31 protein-coding genes and 1 tRNA gene are annotated in these 26,173 nt (G+C 48.9%); 25 read left to right on the top strand and 7 right to left on the bottom strand.

What is annotated here, in order from left to right:
* Positions 1-64 precede the first annotated feature (64 nt).
* A complete protein-coding gene (locus tag MKX63_RS04305) occupies positions 65-952 on the top strand; it encodes a YheC/YheD family protein (protein ID WP_341015492.1) in 888 nt (295 codons plus the stop codon).
* A 98-nt stretch (positions 953-1,050) separates the two neighbouring features.
* On the opposite strand, the gene gyrB is transcribed toward MKX63_RS04305, so the two are convergent.
* From gyrB to dnaA, 6 genes are all read right to left on the bottom strand, one after another.
* The gene (gene gyrB, locus MKX63_RS04310) at positions 1,051-2,961 is read right to left on the bottom strand and encodes a DNA topoisomerase (ATP-hydrolyzing) subunit B (protein WP_341015494.1); all 1,911 of its coding nucleotides are present in this window, start codon (positions 2,959-2,961) and stop codon (positions 1,051-1,053) included.
* Positions 2,962-3,006: 45 nt separating this feature from the next.
* On the bottom strand, positions 3,007-3,255 hold the full coding sequence (gene remB, locus MKX63_RS04315; RefSeq protein ID WP_036728071.1) for an extracellular matrix regulator RemB: 249 nt from the start codon (positions 3,253-3,255) through the stop codon (positions 3,007-3,009).
* A 16-nt stretch (positions 3,256-3,271) separates the two neighbouring features.
* Positions 3,272-4,390, bottom strand: a complete 1,119-nt coding sequence (gene recF / locus MKX63_RS04320; protein ID WP_036728069.1) for a DNA replication/repair protein RecF — start codon at positions 4,388-4,390, stop codon at positions 3,272-3,274.
* A 20-nt stretch (positions 4,391-4,410) separates the two neighbouring features.
* Positions 4,411-4,641, bottom strand: coding sequence for a S4 domain-containing protein YaaA (gene yaaA, locus MKX63_RS04325; protein ID WP_036699885.1), 231 nt, complete (start codon positions 4,639-4,641; stop codon positions 4,411-4,413).
* Positions 4,642-4,688: 47 nt separating this feature from the next.
* Positions 4,689-5,831, bottom strand: coding sequence for a DNA polymerase III subunit beta (gene dnaN / locus MKX63_RS04330; protein ID WP_036728067.1), 1,143 nt, complete (start codon positions 5,829-5,831; stop codon positions 4,689-4,691).
* 196 nt (positions 5,832-6,027) lie between these two features.
* Entirely contained in the window at positions 6,028-7,374 is a 1,347-nt protein-coding gene (gene dnaA / locus MKX63_RS04335) for a chromosomal replication initiator protein DnaA (protein ID WP_036699882.1), read from the bottom strand.
* Positions 7,375-8,134: 760 nt separating this feature from the next.
* Here dnaA and rpmH point away from each other — a divergent pair.
* The 12 genes from rpmH to MKX63_RS04395 all read left to right on the top strand — a co-directional run bounded on the left by rpmH (position 8,135) and on the right by MKX63_RS04395 (position 19,847).
* A complete protein-coding gene (rpmH, locus tag MKX63_RS04340) occupies positions 8,135-8,269 on the top strand; it encodes a 50S ribosomal protein L34 (RefSeq protein WP_039295761.1) in 135 nt (44 codons plus the stop codon).
* A 480-nt stretch (positions 8,270-8,749) separates the two neighbouring features.
* A complete protein-coding gene (gene rnpA, locus MKX63_RS04345) occupies positions 8,750-9,100 on the top strand; it encodes a ribonuclease P protein component (RefSeq protein WP_036699878.1) in 351 nt (116 codons plus the stop codon).
* An 87-nt stretch (positions 9,101-9,187) separates the two neighbouring features.
* On the top strand, positions 9,188-10,126 hold the full coding sequence (locus MKX63_RS04350) for a YidC/Oxa1 family membrane protein insertase (protein WP_341015495.1): 939 nt from the start codon (positions 9,188-9,190) through the stop codon (positions 10,124-10,126).
* Positions 10,123-10,857, top strand: coding sequence for an RNA-binding cell elongation regulator Jag/EloR (gene jag / locus MKX63_RS04355; RefSeq protein ID WP_341015496.1), 735 nt, complete (start codon positions 10,123-10,125; stop codon positions 10,855-10,857). The genes MKX63_RS04350 and jag overlap by 4 nt, the downstream gene beginning before the upstream one ends.
* Before the next feature lie 81 nt (positions 10,858-10,938).
* Complete coding sequence (mnmE, locus tag MKX63_RS04360; RefSeq protein WP_341015497.1) at positions 10,939-12,315, top strand: tRNA uridine-5-carboxymethylaminomethyl(34) synthesis GTPase MnmE; 1,377 nt, start codon at positions 10,939-10,941, stop codon at positions 12,313-12,315.
* 15 nt (positions 12,316-12,330) lie between these two features.
* A complete protein-coding gene (gene mnmG / locus MKX63_RS04365) occupies positions 12,331-14,217 on the top strand; it encodes a tRNA uridine-5-carboxymethylaminomethyl(34) synthesis enzyme MnmG (protein WP_341015498.1) in 1,887 nt (628 codons plus the stop codon).
* 3 nt (positions 14,218-14,220) lie between these two features.
* Positions 14,221-14,943, top strand: a complete 723-nt coding sequence (gene rsmG / locus MKX63_RS04370; protein WP_341015500.1) for a 16S rRNA (guanine(527)-N(7))-methyltransferase RsmG — start codon at positions 14,221-14,223, stop codon at positions 14,941-14,943.
* A gap of 435 nt (positions 14,944-15,378) precedes the next feature.
* Positions 15,379-16,194: a nucleoid occlusion protein gene (noc, locus tag MKX63_RS04375; RefSeq protein WP_341015501.1), complete on the top strand. Its 816-nt coding sequence runs from the start codon at positions 15,379-15,381 to the stop codon at positions 16,192-16,194.
* A 212-nt stretch (positions 16,195-16,406) separates the two neighbouring features.
* The gene (locus MKX63_RS04380; protein WP_341015503.1) at positions 16,407-17,168 is read left to right on the top strand and encodes a ParA family protein; all 762 of its coding nucleotides are present in this window, start codon (positions 16,407-16,409) and stop codon (positions 17,166-17,168) included.
* Positions 17,161-18,003, top strand: a complete 843-nt coding sequence (locus tag MKX63_RS04385) for a ParB/RepB/Spo0J family partition protein (protein WP_341015504.1) — start codon at positions 17,161-17,163, stop codon at positions 18,001-18,003. The genes MKX63_RS04380 and MKX63_RS04385 overlap by 8 nt, the downstream gene beginning before the upstream one ends.
* 93 nt (positions 18,004-18,096) lie before the next feature.
* Complete coding sequence (locus tag MKX63_RS04390; protein WP_341015506.1) at positions 18,097-19,260, top strand: aminotransferase class V-fold PLP-dependent enzyme; 1,164 nt, start codon at positions 18,097-18,099, stop codon at positions 19,258-19,260.
* An 86-nt stretch (positions 19,261-19,346) separates the two neighbouring features.
* Complete coding sequence (locus MKX63_RS04395; protein ID WP_341015507.1) at positions 19,347-19,847, top strand: DUF4446 family protein; 501 nt, start codon at positions 19,347-19,349, stop codon at positions 19,845-19,847.
* Here the strand turns inward: MKX63_RS04395 and yyaC are convergent.
* Positions 19,819-20,427 (bottom strand): spore protease YyaC, encoded by a 609-nt coding sequence (yyaC, locus tag MKX63_RS04400; RefSeq protein ID WP_341015509.1) that lies wholly within the window; start codon positions 20,425-20,427, stop codon positions 19,819-19,821. The two genes, MKX63_RS04395 and yyaC, sit on opposite strands and share 29 nt — an antisense overlap.
* 196 nt (positions 20,428-20,623) lie before the next feature.
* Here yyaC and MKX63_RS04405 point away from each other — a divergent pair, with 196 nt between their 5' ends.
* The 12 genes from MKX63_RS04405 (at position 20,624) to MKX63_RS04460 (ending at position 26,056) form a co-directional block, all read left to right on the top strand.
* A complete protein-coding gene (locus MKX63_RS04405; protein ID WP_341015510.1) occupies positions 20,624-20,896 on the top strand; it encodes a DUF3343 domain-containing protein in 273 nt (90 codons plus the stop codon).
* The gene (locus MKX63_RS04410; protein WP_341015512.1) at positions 20,893-21,927 is read left to right on the top strand and encodes a mechanosensitive ion channel family protein; all 1,035 of its coding nucleotides are present in this window, start codon (positions 20,893-20,895) and stop codon (positions 21,925-21,927) included. The genes MKX63_RS04405 and MKX63_RS04410 overlap by 4 nt, the downstream gene beginning before the upstream one ends.
* Positions 21,927-22,139 carry a DUF951 domain-containing protein gene (locus MKX63_RS04415; RefSeq protein ID WP_341015514.1) on the top strand — a complete coding sequence of 71 codons (213 nt, stop codon included), beginning with the start codon at positions 21,927-21,929 and terminating at the stop codon, positions 22,137-22,139. The genes MKX63_RS04410 and MKX63_RS04415 overlap by 1 nt, the downstream gene beginning before the upstream one ends.
* A gap of 76 nt (positions 22,140-22,215) precedes the next feature.
* Positions 22,216-22,303, top strand: a tRNA-Ser gene (locus tag MKX63_RS04420).
* 143 nt (positions 22,304-22,446) lie between these two features.
* Positions 22,447-22,785: a site-specific integrase gene (locus MKX63_RS04425; protein WP_341015515.1), complete on the top strand. Its 339-nt coding sequence runs from the start codon at positions 22,447-22,449 to the stop codon at positions 22,783-22,785.
* An 81-nt stretch (positions 22,786-22,866) separates the two neighbouring features.
* Complete coding sequence (locus MKX63_RS04430) at positions 22,867-23,472, top strand: tyrosine-type recombinase/integrase (RefSeq protein ID WP_341015516.1); 606 nt, start codon at positions 22,867-22,869, stop codon at positions 23,470-23,472.
* Positions 23,473-23,559: 87 nt separating this feature from the next.
* A complete protein-coding gene (locus tag MKX63_RS04435; RefSeq protein ID WP_341015517.1) occupies positions 23,560-23,667 on the top strand; it encodes a putative holin-like toxin in 108 nt (35 codons plus the stop codon).
* A 269-nt stretch (positions 23,668-23,936) separates the two neighbouring features.
* Positions 23,937-24,083, top strand: coding sequence for a hypothetical protein (locus tag MKX63_RS04440; protein ID WP_341015518.1), 147 nt, complete (start codon positions 23,937-23,939; stop codon positions 24,081-24,083).
* Positions 24,084-24,195: 112 nt separating this feature from the next.
* The gene (locus MKX63_RS04445; RefSeq protein WP_341015519.1) at positions 24,196-24,480 is read left to right on the top strand and encodes a hypothetical protein; all 285 of its coding nucleotides are present in this window, start codon (positions 24,196-24,198) and stop codon (positions 24,478-24,480) included.
* Between the two features lie 463 nt (positions 24,481-24,943).
* Positions 24,944-25,402 (top strand): Panacea domain-containing protein, encoded by a 459-nt coding sequence (locus MKX63_RS04450; protein WP_341015521.1) that lies wholly within the window; start codon positions 24,944-24,946, stop codon positions 25,400-25,402.
* Complete coding sequence (locus MKX63_RS04455) at positions 25,395-25,748, top strand: MAG6450 family protein (RefSeq protein WP_341015522.1); 354 nt, start codon at positions 25,395-25,397, stop codon at positions 25,746-25,748. The genes MKX63_RS04450 and MKX63_RS04455 overlap by 8 nt, the downstream gene beginning before the upstream one ends.
* Positions 25,749-25,819: 71 nt before the next feature.
* Positions 25,820-26,056, top strand: coding sequence for a hypothetical protein (locus MKX63_RS04460; RefSeq protein WP_341015523.1), 237 nt, complete (start codon positions 25,820-25,822; stop codon positions 26,054-26,056).
* Positions 26,057-26,173 lie beyond the last annotated feature (117 nt).

Consider the following 26,173-nt stretch of genomic DNA (forward strand, 5'->3'; position numbering starts at 1 on the left):
TTATAACATTATTTTGCTTTCTTGTCCTGAAAATTCGCTATGCGTAAAGAAACGGAGGCAGAACATGAAGATTCAACGCGTGTCCAGCAAATGGGCAAAAACGAAAGTCATTCTGCAAAACCGTCAGCTCTCGGTCTACATTCCGGAAACGCGCAAATACGGCCTGGAGGATCTGATAGAAATGCTTCATCTACACGGCACGGTATATATAAAGCCCGACCGCGGCACCTATGGCAGCGGAGTAATGAGAGCCGAGCAGAGGATCGTACACTTAAGTCCCAGCGGGCAACAGGCAGAGAGCCGTGAACCAGAGACAACAGCTGCGGACAGTGAAGCAGAGGTACCGGCAGAGCCAAAGCTGATGTATATTCTCAGGTATGCGAAGGACGCCGAGGTATTTAATAGCCCCGAAGAACTTCATACCGCACTTGTGCCCCGGATTAAAGACCGCGGCTATCTGGTCCAGCAGGGCATTGATCTGCTGCAGCATCAGGAGCGCCCCTTCGATCTGCGGGTGCTTACCCAAAAGAATCCCCAGGGCAGTTGGGAGACTACAGGCATGCTTGGCCGGGTCGCCGCACCGCAGAAGGTGATCACGAATTATCACAGCGGGGGCAGTGTTTTTCCGGTAGATACCCTGTTCAAGGAGCATATGACCAGTGACGAACTGTCTGCGACGACCCAGCAGCTCAAATCTCTGGGCGTCCGGGTCGGAGCTCAGCTGGAAACGGCTTATCCGGGTCTTAAGGAGCTGGGGCTTGATGTTGCCATGGACCAGCATCACGATCTATGGCTGCTCGAAGTAAACACCTTACCCTCCATCATTGTCTTCAAATTGTTCCCAAACAAAGCAATTTACCGCAAAATCCACCGTTATGCTGTGGCCTATGGCCGGTTGAAGCCTAACCGAAAGCCGGTAACCAGCCGCCGCAAGCGAATATCGAAGATCTAGCTCTATGTATTCAAGCGGCAAGCCATATACCCTCTGTATTAACAAAAAACCTCCGGTTTCATCCGCAAGGGATAATCCGGAGGTTCGCTATGTGCTCTTTAAATATCCAGGTTCTTAACCGTTTGGGCATGCTCCTGAATGAATTCGCGGCGCGGTTCGACATTGTCACCCATCAGCGTATCAAAAATGCTGTCCGCCAGCATGGCGTCCTCAATGGTCACCTGCAGCATGGTGCGGCTCTCAGGGTCCATCGTGGTGTCCCATAGCTGAGCAGCATTCATCTCACCCAGACCCTTGTAGCGCTGAACGTTAACCTTTACATTCTCGCCGAAGGCAGCAATGATCTCATCGCGCTCCTTCTCGGTCTGTGCATAGCGCACCACCTTGTTGCGCTCGATCTTGAAGAGCGGCGGCTGAGCGATATAGATATATCCTGCGTCAACAATCTTCCGCATGTAGCGGTAGAAGAAGGTCAGCAGCAGTGTTCGGATATGGGCGCCGTCGACGTCCGCATCGGTCATGATGACAACCTTGTGGTAACGTGCCTTCGTGAGGTCGAAATCATCACTGATCCCGGTTCCGAGTGCGGTAATAATCGCCCGGATTTCCGCATTGGACAAGATCCGGTCCAGCCGGGCCTTTTCCACGTTCAGGATCTTGCCGCGCAGCGGCAGGATGGCCTGGAAGTGGCGGTCCCGGCCCTGCTTGGCAGATCCGCCTGCGGAGTCACCTTCGACGATGTACAGCTCACTGATGGACGCATCTTTAGAGGAGCAGTCTGCCAGCTTACCCGGCAGGGCGCTGACTTCAAGCGCGCTCTTGCGGCGGGTCAGCTCTCGGGCCTTGCGGGCTGCTTCACGGGCACGGGAAGCCTGCAGGGACTTCTCCAGCACCTTGCGTGAGACCGCAGGATTCTCTTCCAGGAACTCCTGCAGCTTCTCTCCGAACAGCGATTCTACAATCCCGCGGACTTCACTGTTGCCGAGCTTGGTCTTGGTCTGGCCTTCGAACTGCGGCTCAGGAATCTTGACGGAGATAATCGCCGTCAGACCTTCACGGACATCATCCCCGGTCAGATTCTGGCTGCTGTCCTTGATTACGCCGGCCTTACGCGCGTAGTCATTGATGATCCGCGTCAAGGCGCTCTTGAAGCCGGATTCATGTGTTCCGCCCTCATGGGTATTGATATTATTAGCGAACGAATAGATGTTCTCTGTGTATGAATCGTTATATTGGAGGGCGACTTCAACCGCAATCATATCCCGTGAGCCTTCCACGTAGATCGGTTCCTCATGAAGCGCTTCTTTTTTCTCGTTGAGGTATTTCACATATTCCACAATACCGCCGTCATACCTGAACGTATTGTCGACGCCGGTCCGCTCATCCAGCAGGGACAGCTCAATGCCCTTGTTGAGGAAGGCCAGCTCACGGATACGGGTAAGAAGCGTATTGTATTCAAACGTAGTTGTTTCAGTAAAAATGTCAGGGTCCGGATGAAAAGTAGTCGTGGTCCCTGTCTCTTCGGAGTCTCCGATAACTCTGATGTCGTATTGCGGCACGCCGCGGTTGTATTCCTGCTGATAGACATGACCGTCACGTTTGACGGTAACCACTACCTTCTCAGACAGTGCGTTAACAACAGAGATCCCGACACCATGCAGACCGCCGGATACCTTATAGCCCCCGCCGCCAAACTTACCACCGGCATGCAGGACTGTCATGACTACCTCAAGCGTGGACTTCTTCAGCTTGACGTTCTCACCGACTGGAATTCCCCGTCCGTTGTCAACAACAGTGATGCTGTTATCCTCGTGAATTTTGACTTGAATCCGGTCGCAAAAACCTGCCAGCGCCTCATCGATACTATTATCGACAACCTCCCAGACCAAATGATGCAGACCTTTGGAGCTGGTGGAGCCAATATACATGCCGGGACGTTTCCGAACCGCTTCCAGCCCTTCCAGTACCTGAATCTGGCTCTCATCATATGTCGGTTGATTCATTGACATGCCTTCACCTACTTCTTTCAGATTATCTCCTGTAGCTTACGAAACCTATATTTCTAACAAGATCTTGGCTCTTTTTTTGAGAGTGGAGGAGGAGATCGGGGAGTAGTAGACAGTATTCCTGGTCACGACTATAGACTTCGCTTCCTCTTCACCAATGCGTTCCAGCTTCTTATCCTGCTGGGAATGAGTCATAAACTGCTTCGATACCTTGGAGGACTTTTCAATCGATATATCAAATATAGCAATCAGCTCTGAGGATCGAATAATTTTTTCTCCGCCCAAATGAATATACATGGTCTTCCTCCGCTCTTTATAGCCCCACTTTGCCGCCATGAACATGATACAGGATTGCACCCTTTAATTTATCAGCATTCAGTCCCTCAACACCGGTGGCAGTGATGAAGGTCTGCACCTTGCTCTGAAAAGTTTCGATAAGCTGGGTCTGACGATAGGGATCAAGTTCGGACAAAACATCATCAAGAAGCAGCACAGGATATTCTCCGATCTCCTCATGGATCAGTTCAATTTCCGCCAGCTTGAGCGATAAAGCTGCCGTACGTTGCTGCCCTTGGGAACCGTAGACCTGAGCTTCTCTTCCGTTGATAAAAAAGGACAGGTCATCCCGATGGGGACCCGTCAGCGTCATGCCGCGCCTGATTTCCTGATCTCTTGTTTGTGATAACTTTAACATAAATTTGTCCAATAAGACAGCTTCATCTTCCTCTTCACGCTCACCAAACGAGGGGACATAGAGCAGTTTGAGCTCTTCTCCGCCGTTTGTGATGCCACGGTGGATGCTTTCTGCCCATATCTGCAGCTTCTTTATGAATTGTTTCCTTTTTTTGACGATTTTAACACCATGCTCTACAAGTTGGGCATCCCAGATGTCCAGAAGCTCCCGGCCGCCAGCCTCCTTGCCCCATAGCTGCTTCAGCAGATTGCCCCGTTGGAGAAGGATTTTCTGATACTGCTGCAGATGAAACAGATAGCTCGGCTGAACCTGGCCAATCTCCATATCAAGGAACCGGCGCCGGATGCCCGGGGTACCTTTGACAATCTCCAAATCCTCCGGGGCAAACATCACCACGTTCAGCGAGCCTACGAATTCACTGAGCCGGCGCTGCTCGAGTCCGTTAATTCTGGCCTTCTTCCCCTGCGGGGACAGGGTCAGCTCCAGCTTAAGATCCCCGTATTTGCGCTCTACTTCAGCAACAATCTGGGCGGAGCCCGCCGGAGCATCGAAGGAGATCAGCTCCTTGTCCTTGGAGGTCCGGTGGCTTTTGGTCATCGCGAGGACAAACAAAGCCTCCATGAGATTGGTTTTGCCCTGGGCGTTCTGTCCGAGAATGAGATTCACATCGCCCAGATGCTCAAGACGCAGCAGCCCATAGTTGCGGTAATCCTGCAGTCCGATATTTTTGACAAACAAGAGCCTGTTCCTCCTTAGGGTTACTCCTCCTTGACTCCGCCGCCCTCAACTTCAAACACGCCGTTATCCTGTACCTCGATTGTATCACCCGGGTAGAGCTTCCGGCCACGCCGTTCTTCCACCTCACCGTTCACCTGCACATGTCCTTCCTGCAGCAGCGCCTTAGCCATCCCCCCTGTGGATACACAATCGGAGAGCTTCAGGAACTGGTCAAGCTTAATATATCCACTGTGGATAACTATTTTTTTCAAGTTTTTGATCCTTTCGGCCACTTATCCACATGTTCATGAACAGGGCGTTAATTAGTTGTCCGGTATGGCAAAATTACATACAGGCTGCGGCTCTCATCGAGCGGTCTGAGAATAATCGGACTCATCATCCCGGTGAAGGCGATCACGAGCTGCTCGCTCTCCACAACCTTCAGCACATCAAGCATATATTTGGAGTTGAAGGAGATGCGCAGCGGCTCACCTTTGAAATCGATGACTTCCAGCTCTTCACGAACCTTCCCTAGCTCGGAGGAGCTGGAGGAGATTTCCACATCGCCGTTCTCCAGGGTCTGCATCCGGACGATGTTCGTTTTCTCCTCACGGGACAGCAAATAAGCGCGGTCTATCGATTCGCTTAATTTTTTTGTGTCCAAGGTTAGTTCTGTTTTGTAGGTAGTTGGAATAATTCTAGAAGTATCCGGATAAATGCCATCCAGAATCCGCGAATAGAACAGCACTTTGTCGATTTTGAACAGCACCTGGTTATCGGCGACGACAATATCCACCAGCATATTCTGATCAGGGATAATTTTGCTCAGCTCATTCAGCGTTTTGCCGGCAATAACAATATTCGCGAACTGGATATTCTCTGTGCCTTCCAGGTGTGCAGCTCTGGTTGCGAGCCGGTGGCGGTCGGTAGCCGTGAATTTGAATTCATTGTCGGCCAGATTCCACAGAATGCCTGTCAGGATCGGTGTTGTCTCTTGGGTGGAGATGGAGAAGGCGGTCTGTTTAATCATATTCTTCAGCAAATCACCGGGCATGGAGATGGTCTCATTCTCCTCAATGCTTGGCAGAACAGGGAATTCTTCAGGATCGAGCCCTACAATCTGAATCTCCGTAGAGCCGGAGGAGATGTAGGTCTGGAAGCCTTCCTTGACTTCCATGTGAATTTCTTTGGAGGGAAGCTTCTTGATAATCTCAACGAAAAATTTGGCGGGAAGCACTACGCTGCCTGGTTGCTCTACCTTGACGATTGTCTGGCTGTCATTCTCGGCTGGGATGAAGGACTGAATGGAAATATCCGTATCACTTGCAGTCAGCGTAACACCCTGATGGCTAACCTCAAATTTAATGCCGGTCAGAATAGGGATTGTTGTTCTGCTGGAGATTGCTTTGGAGACATGGCCGATGGATTCGTTAAGTTCATTTTTGAGAATGCTGATTTTCATGATTTCACTCCTAGCTGAAAAATTGGGAAATGGGTGTACGGAAATGCTCTTTGAAACCTGCTCTTAGAAGATGAATTATTATAGTTATTTAATAGTATTAGTAGTAGGGGCTCCGTTTATGTGGATAAGTCGCTAAACAGCATAAAATTAAGCCTACCCACATGTGTATAGATTGTGTATAGGCTCTTTGTTCCTCTTAGGAAGGATTTTTAATTTTCTCCGAAAGATTATTTACCACTTTATAGAGCTCCTGGTCTACCTTTAATTGCTGCGTAATCTTCTCATGGGCATGGATAACTGTCGTATGGTCGCGTCCTCCGAAGGCCTCGCCGATCTTAGGAAGCGAATAATCCGTCAGCTCGCGGGAGAGATACATGGCAATCTGCCTTGGAAAAGCCACAGCCTTCGTGCGTTTCCGCGCTTTGAAGTCCTCCATACGCAAATTGTAGTATTCACCGACTTTTTGCTGAATATCGTTAATGGTGATCATCTTCGGACGGCTCGAAGGGATGATATCCTTCAGCGCTTCAGCAGCCAGATGTGTCGTTACATCCTGGTTCGTCAGGGAAGAATAAGCCACTACACGAATCAGCGCGCCTTCAAGCTCCCGGATATTCGTGTCGATCTGGTTGGCGATGTACATCATGGCTTCGTTTGGGATATCCAGGTTCTCCGCCTTCGCCTTCTTGCGCAGAATGGCAATCCGCGTCTCCAGATCGGGAGGCTGAATATCTGTAATCAGTCCCCATTCAAACCGTGAGCGCAGCCGTTCTTCCAGTGTAGGGATTTCCTTCGGAGGCCGGTCGCTTGAGATGATAATTTGCTTGCGTTCTTCGTGAAGAGCATTGAACGTATGGAAAAATTCCTCCTGCGTGGATTCCTTGCCGGCCAGGAATTGGATGTCGTCAATCAGCAAAATGTCAACATTGCGGTACTTGTTGCGGAAGCTTTCGCCGCGGTTATCACGGATGGAGTTGATGAATTCATTCGTGAACTTCTCGGAGGAGATGTAAATCACCTTGTTGTTGGGGTTATGCTCCAGCACATAATGGCCGATCGCATGCATCAGGTGAGTTTTTCCGAGACCAACGCCTCCATACAGAAACAGAGGGTTATAGGCTTTGGCCGGCGCTTCGGCTACAGCAAGGGAGGCTGCATGCGCAAAACGGTTGCCTGAACCGATCACGAACGTGTCGAAGGTGTATTTGGGATTGAGCAAATGTGTCTGCGCCTCTTCGCGCGACACAACGGGAGTAGGCGCACTTTGCTGAACCACAGGCTCAGAGGGCTTGTTCTCCTCAATGACAAATTTGACTTCCACCTGTTGTCCGGTAACTTCATAAACCGTTGCTCCTACCAGTTTGGTATAGCGACTTTCCAGCCATTCTACGGCAAAAGTTGTAGGCGCCGAGATGATAAGAGCCTGGGAATTGAATGTCATGGCCTTGGTGGCCTTGAACCAGGTATCGAAGCTCGGCTTGCTTAGTTTGGTTTGAATAATCGATAATATTTGCTGCCATAATTCGGAAGTATGGCTGTCCACAGACTGTCACTCCTTTAAATCTTCCAAATGTGGCATCAGCCATGAAGTGGAAATGTCGAAGAAAATGGGTTGGTGCTGAATCTTATCCCCAGTATGCAACTTCAAGAGACAAAAAAATATGGATAAATTTGAATTGTTCACAACTTTATCCACAGCTTGTTGATAATTTATTGAACAAACAAATCTATTCACATTCAAAAGTAATACCATCATAGCAAAACGCCCCTTATTTTTCAATGAGCGACGCTATTTTATCCACAAATTCAATCACTTGTGTATAATTTTTAGGCACACCACTACATATTGTTGATAATTTGTTTACCGTTCGACAGTTTCCGCGACTGCGCCATTTTTTTTATACACAGGTTGTGCTCACCTGTGAGCAAAATCCGCCCGGAATTAATAACAGGTGGATAACTGGACAAGCCTGTGGATTATTATTTTGGATGTGTTCCTTTGTGGATAAGCGGTTAGAGTTAGGAGCAGTGAAGAGTCGGGCACGCTGGGCATAAGTTTCCGGCTTCCAGGCTGGTCTCAAAAAACGGGGGTAGAAGGGGAGCAACCTGAAAAAGAGGGAGAAAGAGAAATGGTTGACTTTTGGAGCAAAAATATGTTTAAATATATAAAGGTGTTTTCTGTGAGGATATGTCTCCAAATTAAATTGATAATACTTGTAGATACTGTCCCTACTTTAAGGGCGGCTTAGTCCGTTTCTGCTTAATATGACAGTAATTATGTTCCTGTAAGGGAGGTGCAATACATGAGACCGACATTCAGACCAAATGTGAGCAAACGCAAAAAGGTGCATGGTTTCCGCAAAAGAATGAGCACGAAAAACGGCCGCAAAGTGCTGGCAGCCCGCCGCTTGAAAGGCAGAAAAGTTTTGAGTGCGTAAGATAGGCCACTTTGGGACCACTGCTGTGGTCCTTTTTTACGCTTTATTTGCAGAATGCATCAGCTGTTTTTATTTCTCTTCTATATATAGCGCAGAATGGGATGACGCTCAGCGAGCGGATAACCCACGCATTACTTCTGCTGCGGCAACAATAAATGATAGGCTCTGCAGGGGATGTTAACGCTACTGCGGGGCTTTTTTTAAAATATAAGAATTTATATGTTGCCCACGATAACTTATCCTTCTATTTCTCGCTGAAACGGTACCGTCCTTTAAAAGGACGGCAAAGCCGTTTCCACTTGAAGATATAAGAATTCAAATTCACTTGATTGTAGCTTTCACAAGCTGTCTATGATTGTCGGCAGGGGATCTCCAGGGCCGCCCCGGTAAGTGTTTATGGTCTCCCTTGAATGACAATACTAATTAGAAGATGAAATTCCGGAGCCTGGAGCAATTCCGGTATTTGAATAGGAGATTCCCGTGCACAAAAGCTTACGATTACGAAACCGTGCCGACTTCAGCCGCGTATACCGCCATGGGAAGTCATTTGCGAATCATCAGTATGTGGTGTATTGGTTCCCCAGAAGAGAAGTGGAACGATTCCGCGTGGGCATATCCGTCAGCAAGAAGGTCGGGAATGCCGTAGTCCGCAACCGGATGAGAAGGCTGGTCAAGGAGATTGTCCGTCATCACGAGGCGGAAATTGCCGGCAATCTGGATATCGTTTTCATTGTCAGAAAAGGAGCGCTCTCCAAGGATTACGCCGAGCTGGAGAAAAGCGTGCTGCATGTGCTGCGCAAAGCCAAGCTGCTCAAGGCTTTACGCAAGTAAAAGAGCCTGAAGAGGGCTTGTTTATTTGTATCCATAATTATGTTATGATTTACGGTGCAAAGGAATGTTTATGAGAGGGGTTTTGAAGTGTCTCTAATGAAGACTAAGCGAGGAAAAATGTTTCTTCTCCTCGGGTTAATGGTTCTAATGATCGCTGTTCTGTCGGGATGCTCTCCGTCTGCGACAACAGTGACGCACACTACGGAGGATTTGAAAAATGGAGGCTTCTGGCAGAGTAATGTTGTGTATTATTTCGCCATTGCCCTGGATACTTTCGCGAAGTGGTTCAACGGCCAGTATGGCCTAGCCGTTCTTGTAATGGTTATCATTGTTCGCACACTGATTCTTCCGCTTACGATTAAGCAGGTGAAGAGCTCACGTGCCATGCAGGCAATTCAACCGGAACTTGAGAAGATTAAGAAAAAATATAAAGATGAGCCTGAAAAGGTACAGCAGGAAACGATGCGCCTGTTCCAGGAGAATAAGGTCAATCCAATGGCGGGCTGTCTGCCGCTGATTGTGCAAATGCCAATCTTTATCGCCCTATACAACTCGATCTACTACAATCCGGATCTTAGATTACATGACTTCCTGTGGCTGCAGCTTGGCAAACCCGATCACCTGTTCATCCTGCCGGTTCTTGCTGCCGCAACTACCTTCATTCAGACCCGCATGATGACCAAGATGAACCCGGTCCAACAGCAGGGTCCAATGCAGTTCATGATGATGGTCTATCCGGTTCTGATCTTCATCATGTCCTACAACTTCCCGGCTGCTCTGCCTCTGTACTGGGTATACAGCAATATTTACACCATTGTTCAGAACTACTTCCTGTACCGCAACAATGATAAGCACAAAGCTGCACTTACCGCTGCCAGCGCTACGGCTGGTGCAGGCAACAGCAAGACTAAGGATGTCAACCTGACGAAGAGCAAGAACAGCAACTCTAACGCCCGCAAAGATGTAACTCCTAATGCTAAAGGAAACGGAAGCAATGGGAAGAAGGGGGTCAAAAAGTCAAAATGAGCAAAGTCGTCGCGACAGGGAAAACCATTGAAGAAGCTGTAGAACGGGGACTTAATCAGCTTGGAGTTCACAAGGACCGGGTAACGGTCAACGTACTTGAACAGCCGTCAAAAGGATTCCTTGGATTGATCGGTGCGAAGGGTGCCAAGGTGGAATTGACCTTAATCCCGGAAGCCGCACCGGCATCAGCGGCGAGTGCTCCGCTACTGTCTCAGCAGACAACAAGAGAGAGCAATACAGAGGCGATCAGCGGTGTACCGCGCCAGGATTCCGGACACCCGGCAGAAGAAGCATACGGTCAGGCCGTTCATTTCATTGTAGATGTCGCCAAGAGCATGGGGCTTGAGGTGGAAGTTGAAATCGTTCATGCCAAGGAATCAACTGTTCTGCAAATTTCCGGTCCTGAGCTTGGGCTGCTGATTGGCAGAAGAGGACAAACTCTCGATGCTTTGCAGTATTTGGCTAATATTGTGGCCAACCGGTATTCTGACAGCTTCATCCGGCTCGTGCTGGATGCGGAGAATTTCCGGGAGCGCCGCAAGAAGACACTGGAGGAGCTGGCTGACCGTCTGGCCGGGCGTGTGGTGAGGACCCGCAAAGAGGTGGTTCTGGAGCCCATGTCCCCGCAGGAACGCAAGATCATTCATTCCAGATTACAGGATCACAAGCAGGTGAACACTCTCAGCAAGGGTGAAGAACCGAACCGCCGCGTCGTTATAACATTGAAGTAGAATCATATGCCGCAATGACTCCTTGACCTATGCGAGGAGTCATTGTTTTTTTAAATACCAAATCCTGAGGTGAATTACAACATGCTTAGTGACACTATTGCCGCTGTATCGACAGCCCTGGGCGAGGGGGGTATCGCCATCATCCGGGTTAGCGGACCGCAGGCAATCCCCCAAGTGGCCCCCTTGTTCAAAAGCCGTATTCCCCTTACGGAAGCCGATTCTCATACCGTGCATTATGGACATATCGTCAGTCCGCAGGACGGGGAACAGCTGGAAGAGGTACTGGTAACCGTCATGAAGGGACCGCGCTCTTTTACCACGGAGGATGTGGTGGAGATTAGCGCCCATGGCGGTGTAATCTCTGTAAGAAGAGTGATGGACCTGCTGCTGCAGCAGGATATCCGGTTGGCTGAGCCGGGAGAGTTCACGAAACGTGCCTTCCTGGGCGGGCGGATTGATCTGTCGCAGGCCGAGGCCGTGATTGATCTGATTCGTTCCAAGTCGGACCGGGCCTTCTCAGTTGCGCTCAAGCAGGTTAGCGGCTCGTTGTCCGCACGTATTCATGAGCTTCGGCACACCCTTATTGAGACACTGGCCCATATTGAAGTGAATATTGATTACCCTGAGCATGATGTGGAATCCTTAACTGCCGATTTCATCAAGGATAAGAGTCAAGAGGTTATGCAAGGCATAGATAAGCTGCTTCGGACAGCCAATGAAGGAAAGATTCTGCGCGAAGGGATTACCACGGCTATTGTGGGCCGGCCCAATGTTGGGAAGTCCTCACTGCTGAACGCGCTTGCCCGTGACAACAAGGCGATTGTGACCGATATTCCGGGAACAACGCGTGATGTGATAGAAGAGTATGTAACGATTAATAATATCCCGCTGAAGCTGCTGGATACTGCCGGTATCCGTGAAACAATGGATGTGGTGGAGAGAATCGGTGTGGAGCGCTCGAAGGCGGCTTTCGGCGATGCAGATTTGATTCTGCTCGTGCTGAATGCCAATGAGGAGCTTCATGAGGATGAGCTGGCACTGATGGAACAAATCCACGGTAGACAAGCGCTGGTCATCATGAATAAAATGGACTTACCGTCCCGTCTGGACACGGGGAGGCTGCGCTCCTTTTTCGATGAAGCGAGTATTGTACCGATGTCTGTGCTGGAAGAGGAAGGACTAGACACACTGGAAGAGGCGATCTCTGAACTGTTCTTCGGGGGTAAGCTGGAATCGGGCGATCTGACCTATGTAAGCAATGTTAGGCATATAGCCTTGCTTAAGAAGGCATATAAATCACTACAGGATGCCTATGAAGCAGCGGAGATGCTGATTCCTATAGATATGATACAGATTGATGTACGTCTGGCCTGGGAGCAGCTGGGGGAGATCATTGGAGATACGGCAGCTGATTCGCTGCTGGACCAGATCTTCTCGCAATTCTGCCTCGGCAAATAAGAAGGAGGAAGCGTTATGAATTATGATGGAGGCAGCTATGACGTTATCGTCATCGGTGCCGGTCATGCCGGCTGCGAAGCAGCCCTGGCTGCTGCACGGATGGGCTGCCGCACACTGATGATCACAATTAACCTGGATATGGTGGCTTTCATGCCATGTAATCCATCGATTGGCGGACCCGCCAAGGGCCATGTGGTGCGTGAAATTGATGCACTCGGCGGAGAAATGGGCCGCAATATAGATAAGACGTTCATCCAACTGAGAATGCTTAATACAGGCAAGGGGCCTGCGGTTCATGCTTTGCGTGCTCAAGCAGACAAGTTCCTCTATCAGCATGCGATGAAAGAAACGATGGAGAAGACTCCTAACCTGACTCTGCGCCAGGGGATGGTGGAGGAGCTGATCGTGGAGGATGGACGCTGCGCCGGAGTGGTGACGAAGACCGGGACGGTATATCACAGCAAGACCGTTATTCTGACAACCGGGACCTATCTGCGCGGCAAAGTGATTATGGGTGAGCTGACGTATGAGAGCGGACCAAATAATCAGCAGCCGTCCGTACGGCTGTCCGAGAATTTGCGCGAACTGGGGTTCGATCTGGTCCGTTTCAAGACAGGAACACCGCCGCGTGTCCACAAGGATTCAATTGATTTCTCCAAGACAGAAATCCAGCCGGGTGATGAGAAGCTGAAATTCTTCTCTTATGAAACCAAATCCTCAGATAATGAGCAGCTGCCTTGCTGGTTGACCTACACCTCTCCGGTTACCCACCAGATCATTAATGACAATCTGCACCGGGCACCGATGTTTACCGGTATTATTGAAGGAACGGGTCCGCGTTACTGTCCTTCTATTGAAGATAAGGTCGTCCGGTTCAGTGATAAATCACAGCATCAGATCTTCCTGGAGCCGGAAGGTAAAAACACATCGGAATACTATGTACAAGGTCTGTCGACAAGCCTTCCTGAGGATGTGCAGCTGGCAGTCCTGCGGTCTATTCCCGGTATGGAAAAGGTAGAGATGATGCGCAACGGCTATGCCATTGAATATGATGCTATGGTTCCCACGCAGCTCTGGCCGTCGCTGGAAACCAAACGTCTGCCTGGACTATTCACTGCAGGACAAATCAACGGGACCTCCGGTTATGAAGAAGCGGCAGGGCAGGGGGTTATTGCAGGGATTAATGCAGCGCGTAAAGTACAGGAGAAAGAGCCGGTGGTGCTGGATCGTTCGCAGGGCTATATTGGCGTTCTGATCGATGATCTGGTTACTAAGGGAACGAATGAGCCTTATCGCCTGTTGACTTCCCGCGCGGAATACCGGCTGCTGCTCCGTCATGACAATGCAGATCTGCGCTTGACACCAATCGGCTATGACATTGGGCTGATTACAGAGCAGCGCTATGAAGCCTTCCTTGATAAGAAAGGCCGGGTGGACCGTGAGATCATCCGTCTGCAGGAGACGAAGGTTAAGCCTACTCAAGTGAATGAAGCCCTAGCTAGTTATGGATCTGCACCAATTGTTGATGGAAGCAACCTGCTGACCTTAATGCGCCGCCCTGAGATCGGCTACAGCTTCGTGGATATCATCTCTCCTTCTCCAGAGGAACTGGATGAAGAGATGAAGGAGCAGGTGGAGATTCAGATTAAGTATGCCGGCTATATTGAGAAACAGCTCCTGCATGTGGAGAAGCTGCAGAAGATGGAGAAGAAGAAGATTCCTGACGACATCAACTATAATGAGATTCATGGACTGGCGATGGAGGCGCGGCAAAAGCTGACTAAAATCGCTCCCATCTCCATTGGGCAGGCTTCGCGTATCGGAGGAGTTACCCCGGCAGATATCTCAATCCTGCTGGTCTATCTGGAGCACTACAACCGTGTAACAGCGGCGAAAGGATAATCTATGGATACTACGGTAGCCGAGTTCACCTCCCTGCTCAAGGAGCATGGGCTGGAACTCTCAATGAAGCAGCTTGAACAATTTGAACTCTATTATCAGGAGCTGGTCTCCTGGAATGAGAAGATGAATCTGACGGGGATCACAGAGCGGAGCCAGGTATATACCAAGCACTTCTATGATTCTTTATCTTTAGCCTTCTACTTAAATATGCAGGAGACGAAGAGTCTTGCTGATATCGGTTCGGGGGCAGGGTTCCCTGGCATTCCGCTAAAAATATGCTTCCCTGAGCTCAAGCTGACGATTGTGGATTCACTTAGCAAACGGATCACTTTCCTGCAGCATGTCTGTGACACTCTGGGGGTGAAGGGTGTAAAGCTCATTCACGGCCGGGCAGAGGATGTCGCCAGACAGTTTGTTCACCGGGATGCTTATGATGTAGTCACTGCTCGCGCGGTGGCCCGCTTATCGCTTCTGAATGAATTCTGTCTGCCCTTCACCCGCAAGGACGGCATCTTCGCTGCCATGAAGGGGAGTGATCCGACGGAGGAACTGCAAGAAGCCAAGCGCAGCTTCAAGGAACTGCGTGCTGAATTGTACAAGGTAGAATCCTTCAGTCTTCCAGTGGAAGAATCTTCCCGGCATATCATTCTTGTACGCAAGACTGGGGCCACTCCGTCGAAGTATCCGCGCAAGCCTGGCGTACCTGCGAAGTCGCCGCTCATCTAATTGTTTCACGTGAAACAACATTTGACAGTCTTCTGTTTTACTGGATCAAGCTCATGCGAATGTGAGCTTGATCTTTTTTTGATTAATAAGAATTTATATGTGTTTCATTCCAAAACTTATCCTTATATTTCTCGCTGAAACGGAGCTGTCCTTCAAAAGGACGGCAAAGCAGCTTCCACTTGCGGAATGCTGGGTCAGTTGAGGCTGGTTTGCAGGAAAAATAGGTCATTATGGAGAATAGGATTATTAGTAGAAAAGTGATAGAATAATATAGTAAGACTTTTAATAGATGTGATCAGAATGAATGCCAGGCCGTCTTTTAAGAGAAGTAGCTATGAATGGCTTACGGATACTTTTCTTACGCTGTACGATAAGCTTTTCGCATGAAAGGTTAAGAGGATCGTACTATAACGAAATTAGGTGGTTATGAACGGAATGAAAGAACAATTCACCAAGCTTTTTGGATTTACCGAGCGGAGCAGCGGAGAAGAGATCAAACAAATCCCGGTTCATGAGGTCATCAGCAGTCCGTATCAGCCACGGACAATTTTCGATGATGAGAAGATCGACGAGTTGTGTCAGACTATCAAAACTCATGGCGTGATCCAGCCGATCGTTGTGCGTATGCGTGATTCCCAGTATGAGATTATTGCAGGCGAAAGACGCTGGCGGGCAGTTAAAAAGCTGGGCATGGACACTATTCCGGCACTTGTCCGCGAATTCAATGATTCACAGGCTGCATCGATTGCACTGATCGAGAACTTGCAGCGTGAGGGCTTAACCTCTATTGAAGAGGCGATCGCGTATCAGAAGCTGATTGACTTGCATCAATTGACCCAGGAGAGTCTGGCTCAGCGGCTAGGCAAAAGCCAATCCACGATAGCCAACAAAATTCGCTTGCTGAATTTGCCCGAACAGGTCAAGACGGCATTAATGGAAAGAAAAATCACTGAGCGCCATGCACGCTCGCTCTTGTCGCTGGACAGTGAGGAGATGCAGCTTAAGGTACTCGCTGAGGTTATTGCTAAGGAATTGAATGTAAAACAAACGGAAGCACGTATCGCCTTCTACAAGGCCGTTACCCAGACCAAAAAATCAAAACGGACCTCCTATACCAAAGATGTCCGTCTCGCTCTTAATACAATCCGCCAATCTATAGACATGGTGACCGGCTCAGGAATGGAGATTAAGACCTCCGAGAACGACCGTGGAGATCATTATGAGATTGTAATTCAAATTCCAAAACGATAATGGCAACAAAAGCTGAAGGCGGCCCTGAGGTGTTGGCCGCCTTTTGTATGACTAGCTCCGAACGTTATCACATATACACTCTAAGGATAAGTTATTGTCTATTTGTATTTGTCTACATCTCCGCAAACGTGATGCCGTAGAACCAGATTATTATGCCGTTAACAGCTAAGAACTACAAGATGATTCTTTCTAAACAATTCGAGGTGAAATAAGTGTCCAAGATTATTGCCATAGCAAATCAAAAAGGCGGGGTAGGTAAAACAACAACCTCTGTGAACCTGGGTGCCAGCATGGCTACTCTGGGAAAGAGAGTGCTGCTTGTTGATATTGATCCGCAAGGCAACACTACGAGCGGCGTTGGCGTCAACAAAGCAGATGTAGAGAATTGCATTTATGATATTCTTATTAATGAAGCAAATCCGCAGGAAACGATCCAGGAAACCCGGATTGAGGGCCTTCATATTATTCCGGCAACGATTCAGCTGGCAGGAGCAGAGATCGAGCTGGTCTCTACGATATCGCGGGAACTGAAGCTGAAGAAGGCACTGAATGCAGTGAAGGCAAATTATGATTACATCATCATAGATTGTCCGCCATCATTAGGGATTCTTACCATTAACTCTCTAACAGCTGCTGACTCAGTGATCATCCCTATACAATGTGAATATTATGCGCTTGAAGGATTAAGCCAGTTGCTCAATACTGTAAGACTGGTTCAAAAGAATCTTAATCCGCATCTCAAAATAGAGGGAGTATTACTCACGATGCTGGATGCCAGGACTAATCTGGGAATTCAGGTGATTGAAGAAGTGAAGAAATACTTCCAGGAAAAGGTATATAAAACGATTATTCCGCGAAATGTACGCTTAAGTGAAGCCCCTTCACATGGACAGTCAATTATTACCTATGACTCCCGTTCCAAGGGAGCGGAAGTATATTTAGAGTTGGCAAAGGAAGTGATCTCTTATGAGTAAGCGCTTAGGGAAAGGCTTGGATGCATTAATACCTTCTCTGTCGATCAATGAGGACGATAAGGTGGTAGAGATTCCATTAACGCAGCTCAGAGCCAATCCTTATCAGCCACGCAAGGATTTCAATGAAGAGGCTATCCAGGAGCTTGCAGAATCCATAAGACAGCATGGAGTGATCCAGCCGATCATTGTTCGCAGTGTGTTGAAAGGGTATGAGATTATTGCCGGGGAACGCAGATTCAGGGCCTCGCAATACTGCGGCAAAGCTACGATTCCTGCGGTGATCCGCAGCCTTAGTGATCAGCAGGTGATGGAGATTGCCCTGATCGAGAACCTGCAGCGTGAGAATCTTAACGCGATGGAAATAGCAGTTGCTTATCAAGGACTGATGGATCAATTCTCCCTGACCCAGGAAGAGCTTTCTCTTAAAGTTGGAAAGTCCAGATCTCATATCGCTAACTTTTTGCGGTTGCTTAGTTTACCGGAGGAAGTGAAAGATTATGTTTCACGTGGAACAATTTCGATGGGGCATGCCCGGGCAATTGTTGCCTTGAAAGATTCGGAGGTAATTAAGCAATTGGCTGCACAGTGTGTGGAGCTTCAGTGGAGCGTTAGAGAACTGGAAGAGGTAGTGAAGAATCTCGACCGCAAGCCTGCTAACGGGATTAAAGCTAAAGTTGTAAAACGCGATCCTTATATTGATAATGTCGAGGAAGTACTACGCGAACGGTTCAAGACAACCGTCAAAATCAAACAAGGTAAGGAAAAAGGGAAAATCGAATTAAACTATTACAGTGCCCAAGACCTGGAAAGATTGCTGGAGTTACTGGGGAACTGATTTGGATATTTGTGCCGAAAACATATCCTGAGATATCCTTAATACGGATATGGAGGGGTATGTTTTTTAAATCGAAAAGAGGGAGGGTGAAAGATGGAGAGATTGGTCTATCTCGATCACGCTGCTACTTCGTGGCCCAAGCCGCCAGAGGTGGCCGTAGCTATGGTGGAGGCCTTAGAACAGTCAGGTGCCAATGCCGGGCGGGGGAACTACTCGCTCGCGATGGGGACGGGGCGGGTATTGGTCCGTGCACGGCTGCTGCTGGCAGAGTTGTTTGGTGTAGCGAATGCCCAGGATATTGCGTTTACTCATAACACTACTATGGGGCTAAATATGGCCATTAAGGGTACACTTCAACCAGGGGATCATGTCGTGTCAACGATGACGGAGCATAATTCGGTGCGCAGACCCTTGGAGTATTTGCGCCGGAGCATTGGCGTTGAAGTGGATTATATACAGGCGGACCGCGAGGGCCAAATCAATCTTCAGGAGCTTCAGCGCTCTTTGCGTCCTAACACCCGTATGGTGATCTGCAATCATAGCTCGAATCTGCTGGGAAGTATTCTGCCGATTGGGGATATCGGTGACATGGTGAAATCACATGGAGCTGTCTTCCTGGTTGATGCAGCTCAAAGTGCAGGAGCACTGAATATTGATGTGGCGGCCATGAATATTGATCTGCTGGCATTTCCGGGACATAAAGGGCTGCTCGGTCCGCAAGGAACAGGGGGGCTGTACATCTCCCCTGGGCTGGACCTGGAGCCGCTACTGCATGGAGGGACTGGCAGTCAGTCGGAGAATAGTGAACAGCCCAATGTTCGTCCGGACCGTTATGAGGCAGGGACACAAAATGCTGTCGGCATAGCCGGTCTGCTGGCAGGCTTGAAGACGGTTAAGGCGCTGGGAATAGAACAGATTCATATGCAGGAATGGAAGCTGACACAGCTCTTGATGGAGGGCTTGGCTGTTATTCCGGGCATGCGGATTTTGGGTCCGGCGCCAGGCGCTCCGCGTAGCGGAATTGTGGCTTTTGTCGTAGAGGGGCAGGAATCGGCGCATATTGCCCACCGGCTGGACCGCGAATACCAGATCGCTGTGCGTGCGGGCATGCACTGCACACCGCTGGCTCATCAGGCAGCAGACACTTTGGATAGCGGAGCGGTACGGGCGAGTGTGGGAGTAAGCTCCACGGAAGCAGATGTTCAGCGGCTGCTGTTAGCCATGGAGGAAATGTACGGCGCATCGCGTTCAAGCTAATAAGTGGATAAGGATTCAGGTGGATAATACAGGTCGGTGTTGTTGCAGCGTAGGAATTCTTATTTTTGTATAAAGGATGATTCAACATGTCGGAGTTAAATGAAGTAATAAATGAGTATTTATCGGCGTTCATCATGGGCTTTGCAGGGGTAATCATATTGATGGCTATTCTGATGATCGTCCAAGGGGCCAAGCTTCGCAGAATGCGCAGCCGGTATGAAGCTATGATGAGCGGGAATGGCATCGAGGATTTGGAGAATCTGCTGGTCAACCTGAAGAATCAGGGGGATATGCTGGAGGAGGCCCAGCAGGAGCAAAAGGCGCTGCTTGAGGCAGCACATACCAAAATGCGCGGCATGAAGTCGAAGGTGGCCATGAAGCGCTATAATGCTTTTGGAGAACGCGGTAACGACCTGAGCTTCTCGCTTGCCATTCTGGATGACAACCACAGCGGGATTGTGCTGAGCAGTCTGCACAACCGCGAGAACTCATATATCTATGCTAAACCGGTTGAACAGGGAGAATCAACGTATGCTCTGTCACCGGAGGAGAAGGAAGTTATTGCTCTCGCGTTGCAGCAGATCTAGCATGCAGGTTCCACTGCTTCAAGGCAGAGTAGAGGCTGGATGAAATAATATCCGACAATCGCATCACCAGGCTTAATCTGGTGTTCTGCAATACGAAGTATTCCATGAATCCTCCCACATTAACGATACCGGTCAAATGGATATCGCCAACTGGGGGAAGCTGCTTGTTGACCCCTGCACCGGGACGCAGCGGACCTTCAACCACCTGGATGCAGCCGACGCTGGTGGACTGGCCGAGGCAGGCATCGATGGCGATGATGAACGGGTTGGCATGCTTTTGGTATACAAGGCCCACTGTCTCTTCCAGGTTAATGGCATGTACCGGCTCCTCCAGCGTTCCGTAGAGATGAAACAGCGGGCTGTGAAAGCGGGCCAGTGTCGTGCCGACCAAAGGTCCAAGGGAATCGCCGGTCGAACGGTCCGTGCCCACGCAGATAATGACAATGGGTGTATCCGGACGTGTGCGCGAAAAGTGGAACAGCAGACGGTGGGTAATGGCAGAATAGATATTGGGGTCAGCATGTGATATTTTTAAACAGGATGGTTCTTGCAGTGGTGTTGCTTTGGAAGAGAAATTCATATAATCGTCCTTTCTGAGGCGGCGACTGCAAATCACGGGAAGATCAGCTGAATAAGCGGTCAGGCTGCCAGACTGCTGATTATGCAAGGCTTACGTCCGCGGGAGCGTGTGCTGATGATCCTAGTATATGGATGGAAGTGGTTTTTTATACTATGGCAGCAATAGATAGGACCAAAAGCCCAGGGGAGGCGTGAGTGTGGAGGAGGAACTGCTGATAGCGTTTGATTCGACCCAGCAGGCGCTGCGCGCCGAAATGCTGCTTGAATATGCGGAAATTGAAATCGATATCTTCCCTACGCCCAAGGAAATCACCGCCGGCTGTGCGATGTCGATTCAATTCTCACGGAGTGCACTGGAAGAGGTGCGGGTCATTGTAGAAGAGCAAAGTATAGAGATCCGCGGAATCTATGCCAAAGCTGCTCAGGGTGACGGGTATATAGAGGTAGGGGAAGAAGGTGGGACTAGATGAATAACTGGCTGCTCGAGACAACAGGCGGAGATGCCCTCAAGGATGCTGTGCGCTTCAAGGATAAGGTATGGGACTGGCTAAGCAATGCAGATATGTGGGCCACTGTGCTGTTTTCGGGGATACGGATTCTGCTGATTTTCATTCTGACCCGGGTGATTATCAAGGTGGTCTCCAATGTGATTGACCGGTCTCTTGAGCGGGAGACGAGGGGGAGGGCGTTAGTCAATAACCGGCGCTTCTCTACCGTCGGCGGACTGATGAAGAATGTGGTTACCTTCTTCTGTAACTTCACTATGATTCTGCTGGTTCTGTCGGAGTTCAATTTCGATTTGAAGCCGCTGCTTGCTGGAGCAGGTGTGGTAGGGCTGGCGATAGGTTTCGGTGCACAAAGTTTGGTCAAAGATGTGATTACCGGATTCTTCATTATATTCGAGGATCAATTCGCAGTCGGGGATGTCATCCAGAGCGGAACCTATAAAGGAACGGTAGAGATGATTGGCCTGAGAACGACCAGACTGTTAAGTACAACGGGCGAGGTCCACATCATTCCTAACGGCACGATTGTGAATGTGACGAATTATTCGCTGGCGAATGCACTGGCTGTGGTTGATGTTCCGGTCAAAATCGAGCGCGGGCTCGAAGCCACTCTGGCACTGATCGGGGAGGCGCTTCAAGGCATTGAGGAACGCAGCTCCAGTGTCATTGCCTATCCTAATATTCTGGGAATCCAGTCGATGAGCACCTCTGAGTATGTCATCCGCATAGCGGCGAATTGCCTGCCTAACGCCAGAGACGCCGCCGAGCGGCAGATTCAGAATGATATCAAGCAGGCTCTGGAGAAGCAGAGTGCCCTGGAGGCCGCTAAGGCCGAGCAGGAGGCCCGTGAGCAGGCGGAGAGAGAGGAAAGAGAGGCTGAGGCAGCCCGTGAGCGGGAACGCGAAGAGGCAGCCCGCAGAGCCCATGAGGAGCAGGAGGCCAGCCCAAGAAGGCAGGTGGCAGCTGCGCAAGAGGCAGAGGAGGGGGAGGACTAATGGAACGCAAGGTATTCGGGCTGGGTGATATTGTGCAGATGAAGAAGCAGCATCCGTGCGGAACGAATGAGATGGAGATCATCCGCATGGGGATGGATATCCGGATTAAGTGCACCGGATGTCAGCACAGCGTCCTCATTCCACGAGCCAAATTCGAAAAGAATCTCAAGAAGGTCCTGCATTCAGCGGATGGCGGAGCGGAGAATAATTAAGCTGATTCAGGAAGCGAAGAGTAGATGAATAATGCTTGCATTTGTGCGTTTGGCATGATATGATAATTCTTGCTGCGGAGAGGTACCCAAGAGGCCCAAGGGGGCTGACTCGAAATCAGTTAGGCGTGTCACAGCGTGCGTGGGTTCGAATCCCACCCTCTCCGTTTTCCCAAAAACACGCTAGTATCAACGGTTTCAGTACGATATGTGTGCGGAAACTACACGCTAACAACGCTAGATGATTCCGGGATACCTTACTGATTACACGATGCTCTCTACGTTAATATGACGTAGGGGGCTTTTTTGTATGGATAAACGGATAGGCAAGCCGACATTAACGGGGCGGACGCCGATTGCAGACGTAGCGTTGCCGGGCTACTCGATGAATGACGCGATTGATTTCGTAGTAAAAGTTAAGCGCGCGAAGAATCTAAAGGAGAAGACGATCGACGGATACGTTCAGAACATGCGCTACTTCACGGAGTGGCTGGCGGAGAACGTCGGGGATATCGCGGCAGACGAAGTTACGACGGATCACCTACGCGATTACATACTGTGGTGCTCGGACGAAAAGGAATACTACGGAGGTCATCCGTTTAAGCGGAAGTGGACCGGAATCGGCGCGGCATATCACCGGCTTCTGTAAACGTCCGTATTCGCGTTCTAAGGACGTTCTTCAATACGCTATATATAAGAGGAGGCCATCAGCGTTAATCCCGCTAAAAAGGTGTCTCTATTGCGCCAGGACGAGGATACGGTACAGCCGCTGACCGACGACGAGCTCAAACAGTTTATGAGAGCGCCAGATCAGCGTCAGTGGGCGCAGTGGAGAGATTACGTTATCATGACGCTGATCCTGGCTGCCGGCTGCCGTTTAAATGAGATATGCGCTTTAGAGAAGCCGGAGGTTAATTTCGTTAAGAAGCATATCGCGCTTCCGGCCGCGAAGAATAAGAACCGGAAATCCCGCATTATGCCGTTATCTATGGAGACGCTGCGGCTGCTTAAGCAATTGATAGCGGAGTCTGAACAGCATTTCAGCACGACATACGTATTCACTACGAATTATGGCGAGCCGCTCAGCGAGAAGACGATTCAGAAGGCATTTGATAAGTATGCAGAGAAGGCGAAGTTCGGCCGCTCTGTTTCGCCGCACGTACTGCGGCATAATTTTGCAACGATGGCGGCTGAAAACGGAATGTCGATATTCCATCTACAAAAGATTATGGGCCATGCGGATATAGCGACAACGCGGAAATATGTACAAATCAGCGAGGGTAGTATAGCGGAAGAACATCGAAAACACTCGCCATTATCGCGGTTAAGACGGTAAGGATAAATGAAAGGTCTTACAGTGGTTGTATCGGGAAATTATGCTATAATATACTAAGCGAGGCGGGGCGGCAGGGAGCCATGATAAATGACCACTTACGAAGCCCTGCAGTTAATGATTGATTTTGGAGGCTATACCATTACAGCGGTTATGTTAATTGTTTCAATACAAGCTTTAAAACAAACAAAAAAGTAGCTCTCCCCGACCAAGGTTTAGGCTACTTTTTCGTTGTTATTAACGTTACATTAAATCAGTAAAAATTTGAAGCCGACCGTCTCGCGATAATACGGCTTTGTATTTTTTACTGATTCTTAATCACCTTTTATTGTACGCTTTTTCGTGCACGTAATCAACTTGAATTAAGGTTGTCTAAATCAAAGCGCTTGAAACTACGTGGTTTCTGCGCTTTTTCTGTTTACTATTTTGTGGTAGCCTTTCGGAGACATAACGAGGAGGTTACGCATATGGACTACAAGGAAAAAAGGAAATTAATACTCGAGGCACGCGAGGCAAAAGAGATTCCGGACATGCACGAACCAGCAGCCATTTTCATAAAATCACGCAAGCTAAAGAACTTGACTGAGAATATGGTGCGCGGTCTTCAACTGTGACATATTGAAGAACGTCATCGATAACAAATCTCCGATCGATTCCTCTGCGTCTAGCCGTTTCGTTCAGCGCATCAAGTATCGCTACGAGAGTATCAAGCTTAATCATTTTAGATTGGCGCGGCTGAGCGTACTTAATGAGGAGCTGCATAAACTCTACGGAGTCGACAAGGATACCGGCGCATTGCAGGCGTTTAAGGACGGCGGTATCGTTCAGGGCGCAGCAGGCTCGGCGGTTCTAATCGTAGCACACGTGGGCGAGATCGTGCTTAATCCGCAGCAGCAGGCGGCACTATTCGATATGATCGCGACTCCGCGTATAGCAGCGCAGGCTCCGGCGGCTCGTCTATGTTACGAATTATATCGACATGGGCGCAGAAGAGGTCGTACTTACGGATAAGGCGGATATCGCGATGTACTACGACGAGAAGACGCGTGCGGCTTAGCGGTTGCAGGCGATGGGGGGAAGACGTTATGAGTACGTATGACGTTGCTGTAAATGGCGTTTGGTTATCGCAATATGGCGCATCCCTTCACGAACGGTGGCTCCCGGTCCTTCCGGAAACGGACGACAATACGGTCAAACTCGCGGGCATGGACGGCGTAGTTGACTTGCTATAGGACCCTACTACGCAACAGTGAGCGATTAAAAAGAAGACCAGAAAGAGCCTTCAGAATTTGATCTGTCGGCTCTTTCTAATAATTTTGTGAACTGACCTAGCACAAATATAAATTTATTTCAAGTTAAGATGTATACAATTGTATAAACTTGTGGGATAATGTATAGTGTACATTGTCAGAACATTTGTTCTTGTATTTGTTCTTTATATGGGAATTAGTTGGCAATAGGGGGTGCGATTTAAATGGCTGATATTTTCGATGTTGCAAATTACTTCAGATGGAAAACTGATTATGAATCTGGAGATAATATGACAAATTTAAAACTCCAAAAGCTGTGTTATTATGCTCTTGCTTGGCACAAGACGTTCACAGGAAATCGACTGTTTGATGAAGAATTTAAGGCATGGGATCACGGACCACTTAATGAAGAGCTGTATTATTACTATCGATCACTAATTAGCAGAGGGTGGGATTCTATACCGCCCGAAGATATTAAGGAACAATTTGATCCAACGGAAGTGTTCGAATTATCTGAACTTGAATCACTGCAAGAAGTTTGGGATAGCTATGGACATTTAGGAGCAAAACATTTAGAGCAACTTACGCACCAAGAAGATCCATGGTTAAAAACACCAAAAAACAAGATTATCCCGGTAGAATTGATGGAGGAGTATTATACTCAAGTGTTGGCAAATGAGTAGAATTCCCAGTAAAGTTACTGAAGTGAAGAAAAATCGTCCATCCATATGCTTCCATCATTTAACCGATACTGTATCTTCTTTGGAAGAACTAGATCGTGAGTTGCTGGTTCAGATGCTAAAAAAGTTTAAAGTTCTTGGTGGTATAGAATGGAATGATATTTCAAAAAGTGGTCTTGGTTGGGAGAAAATCCCGCATCATAGTATGAAATATCCCATTCCAAAGAGCTTAAAGATGGATCACTTATATCACATTTATATAACTAAAAAATTTAGAGTTTGGGGATATAGAGATGGTGATACCTTCCAACTAGTTTGGGTTGATCCAAATCACAATGTCACAAAATAATTTCTATAAAGTCACTCCCTCACGGAGTGGCTTTTTTGCGTATTCTTAACTAAAAGGAGACGGATTAACGGATGAATACGGTTATTAACGGTGTGGTCATCGCGGCAATTGCGGTTGTCGCCGGGGGTGTGTGGCGCGAGATTAAGCGCATAAATATAGCGGCTCTAGCGCGTGAAGACCGCTTAATGAGTTTAGCGGAGAGCTTGGCACAACGGTTCGAGTCACTTGCAGGCCAGTACGAAACGCTTGCGCTGAATGTACACGATATTAAGGTGAGTGTAAGACAATCGAAAGGGGATACGAAATGAAATTAACGAACGCAGAATTAAGGACTGATCTCGTCCGCCTAACGGAGACAATCTGCGCGATCTGCATCGACCAGGGATTACCGGCAGAGCCGTTACCGCGTCCCATCATCGCAGAGC

It is taken from the genome of Paenibacillus sp. FSL R7-0179, assembly GCF_038002265.1.
Lineage (GTDB): Bacteria > Bacillota > Bacilli > Paenibacillales > Paenibacillaceae > Paenibacillus_AQ.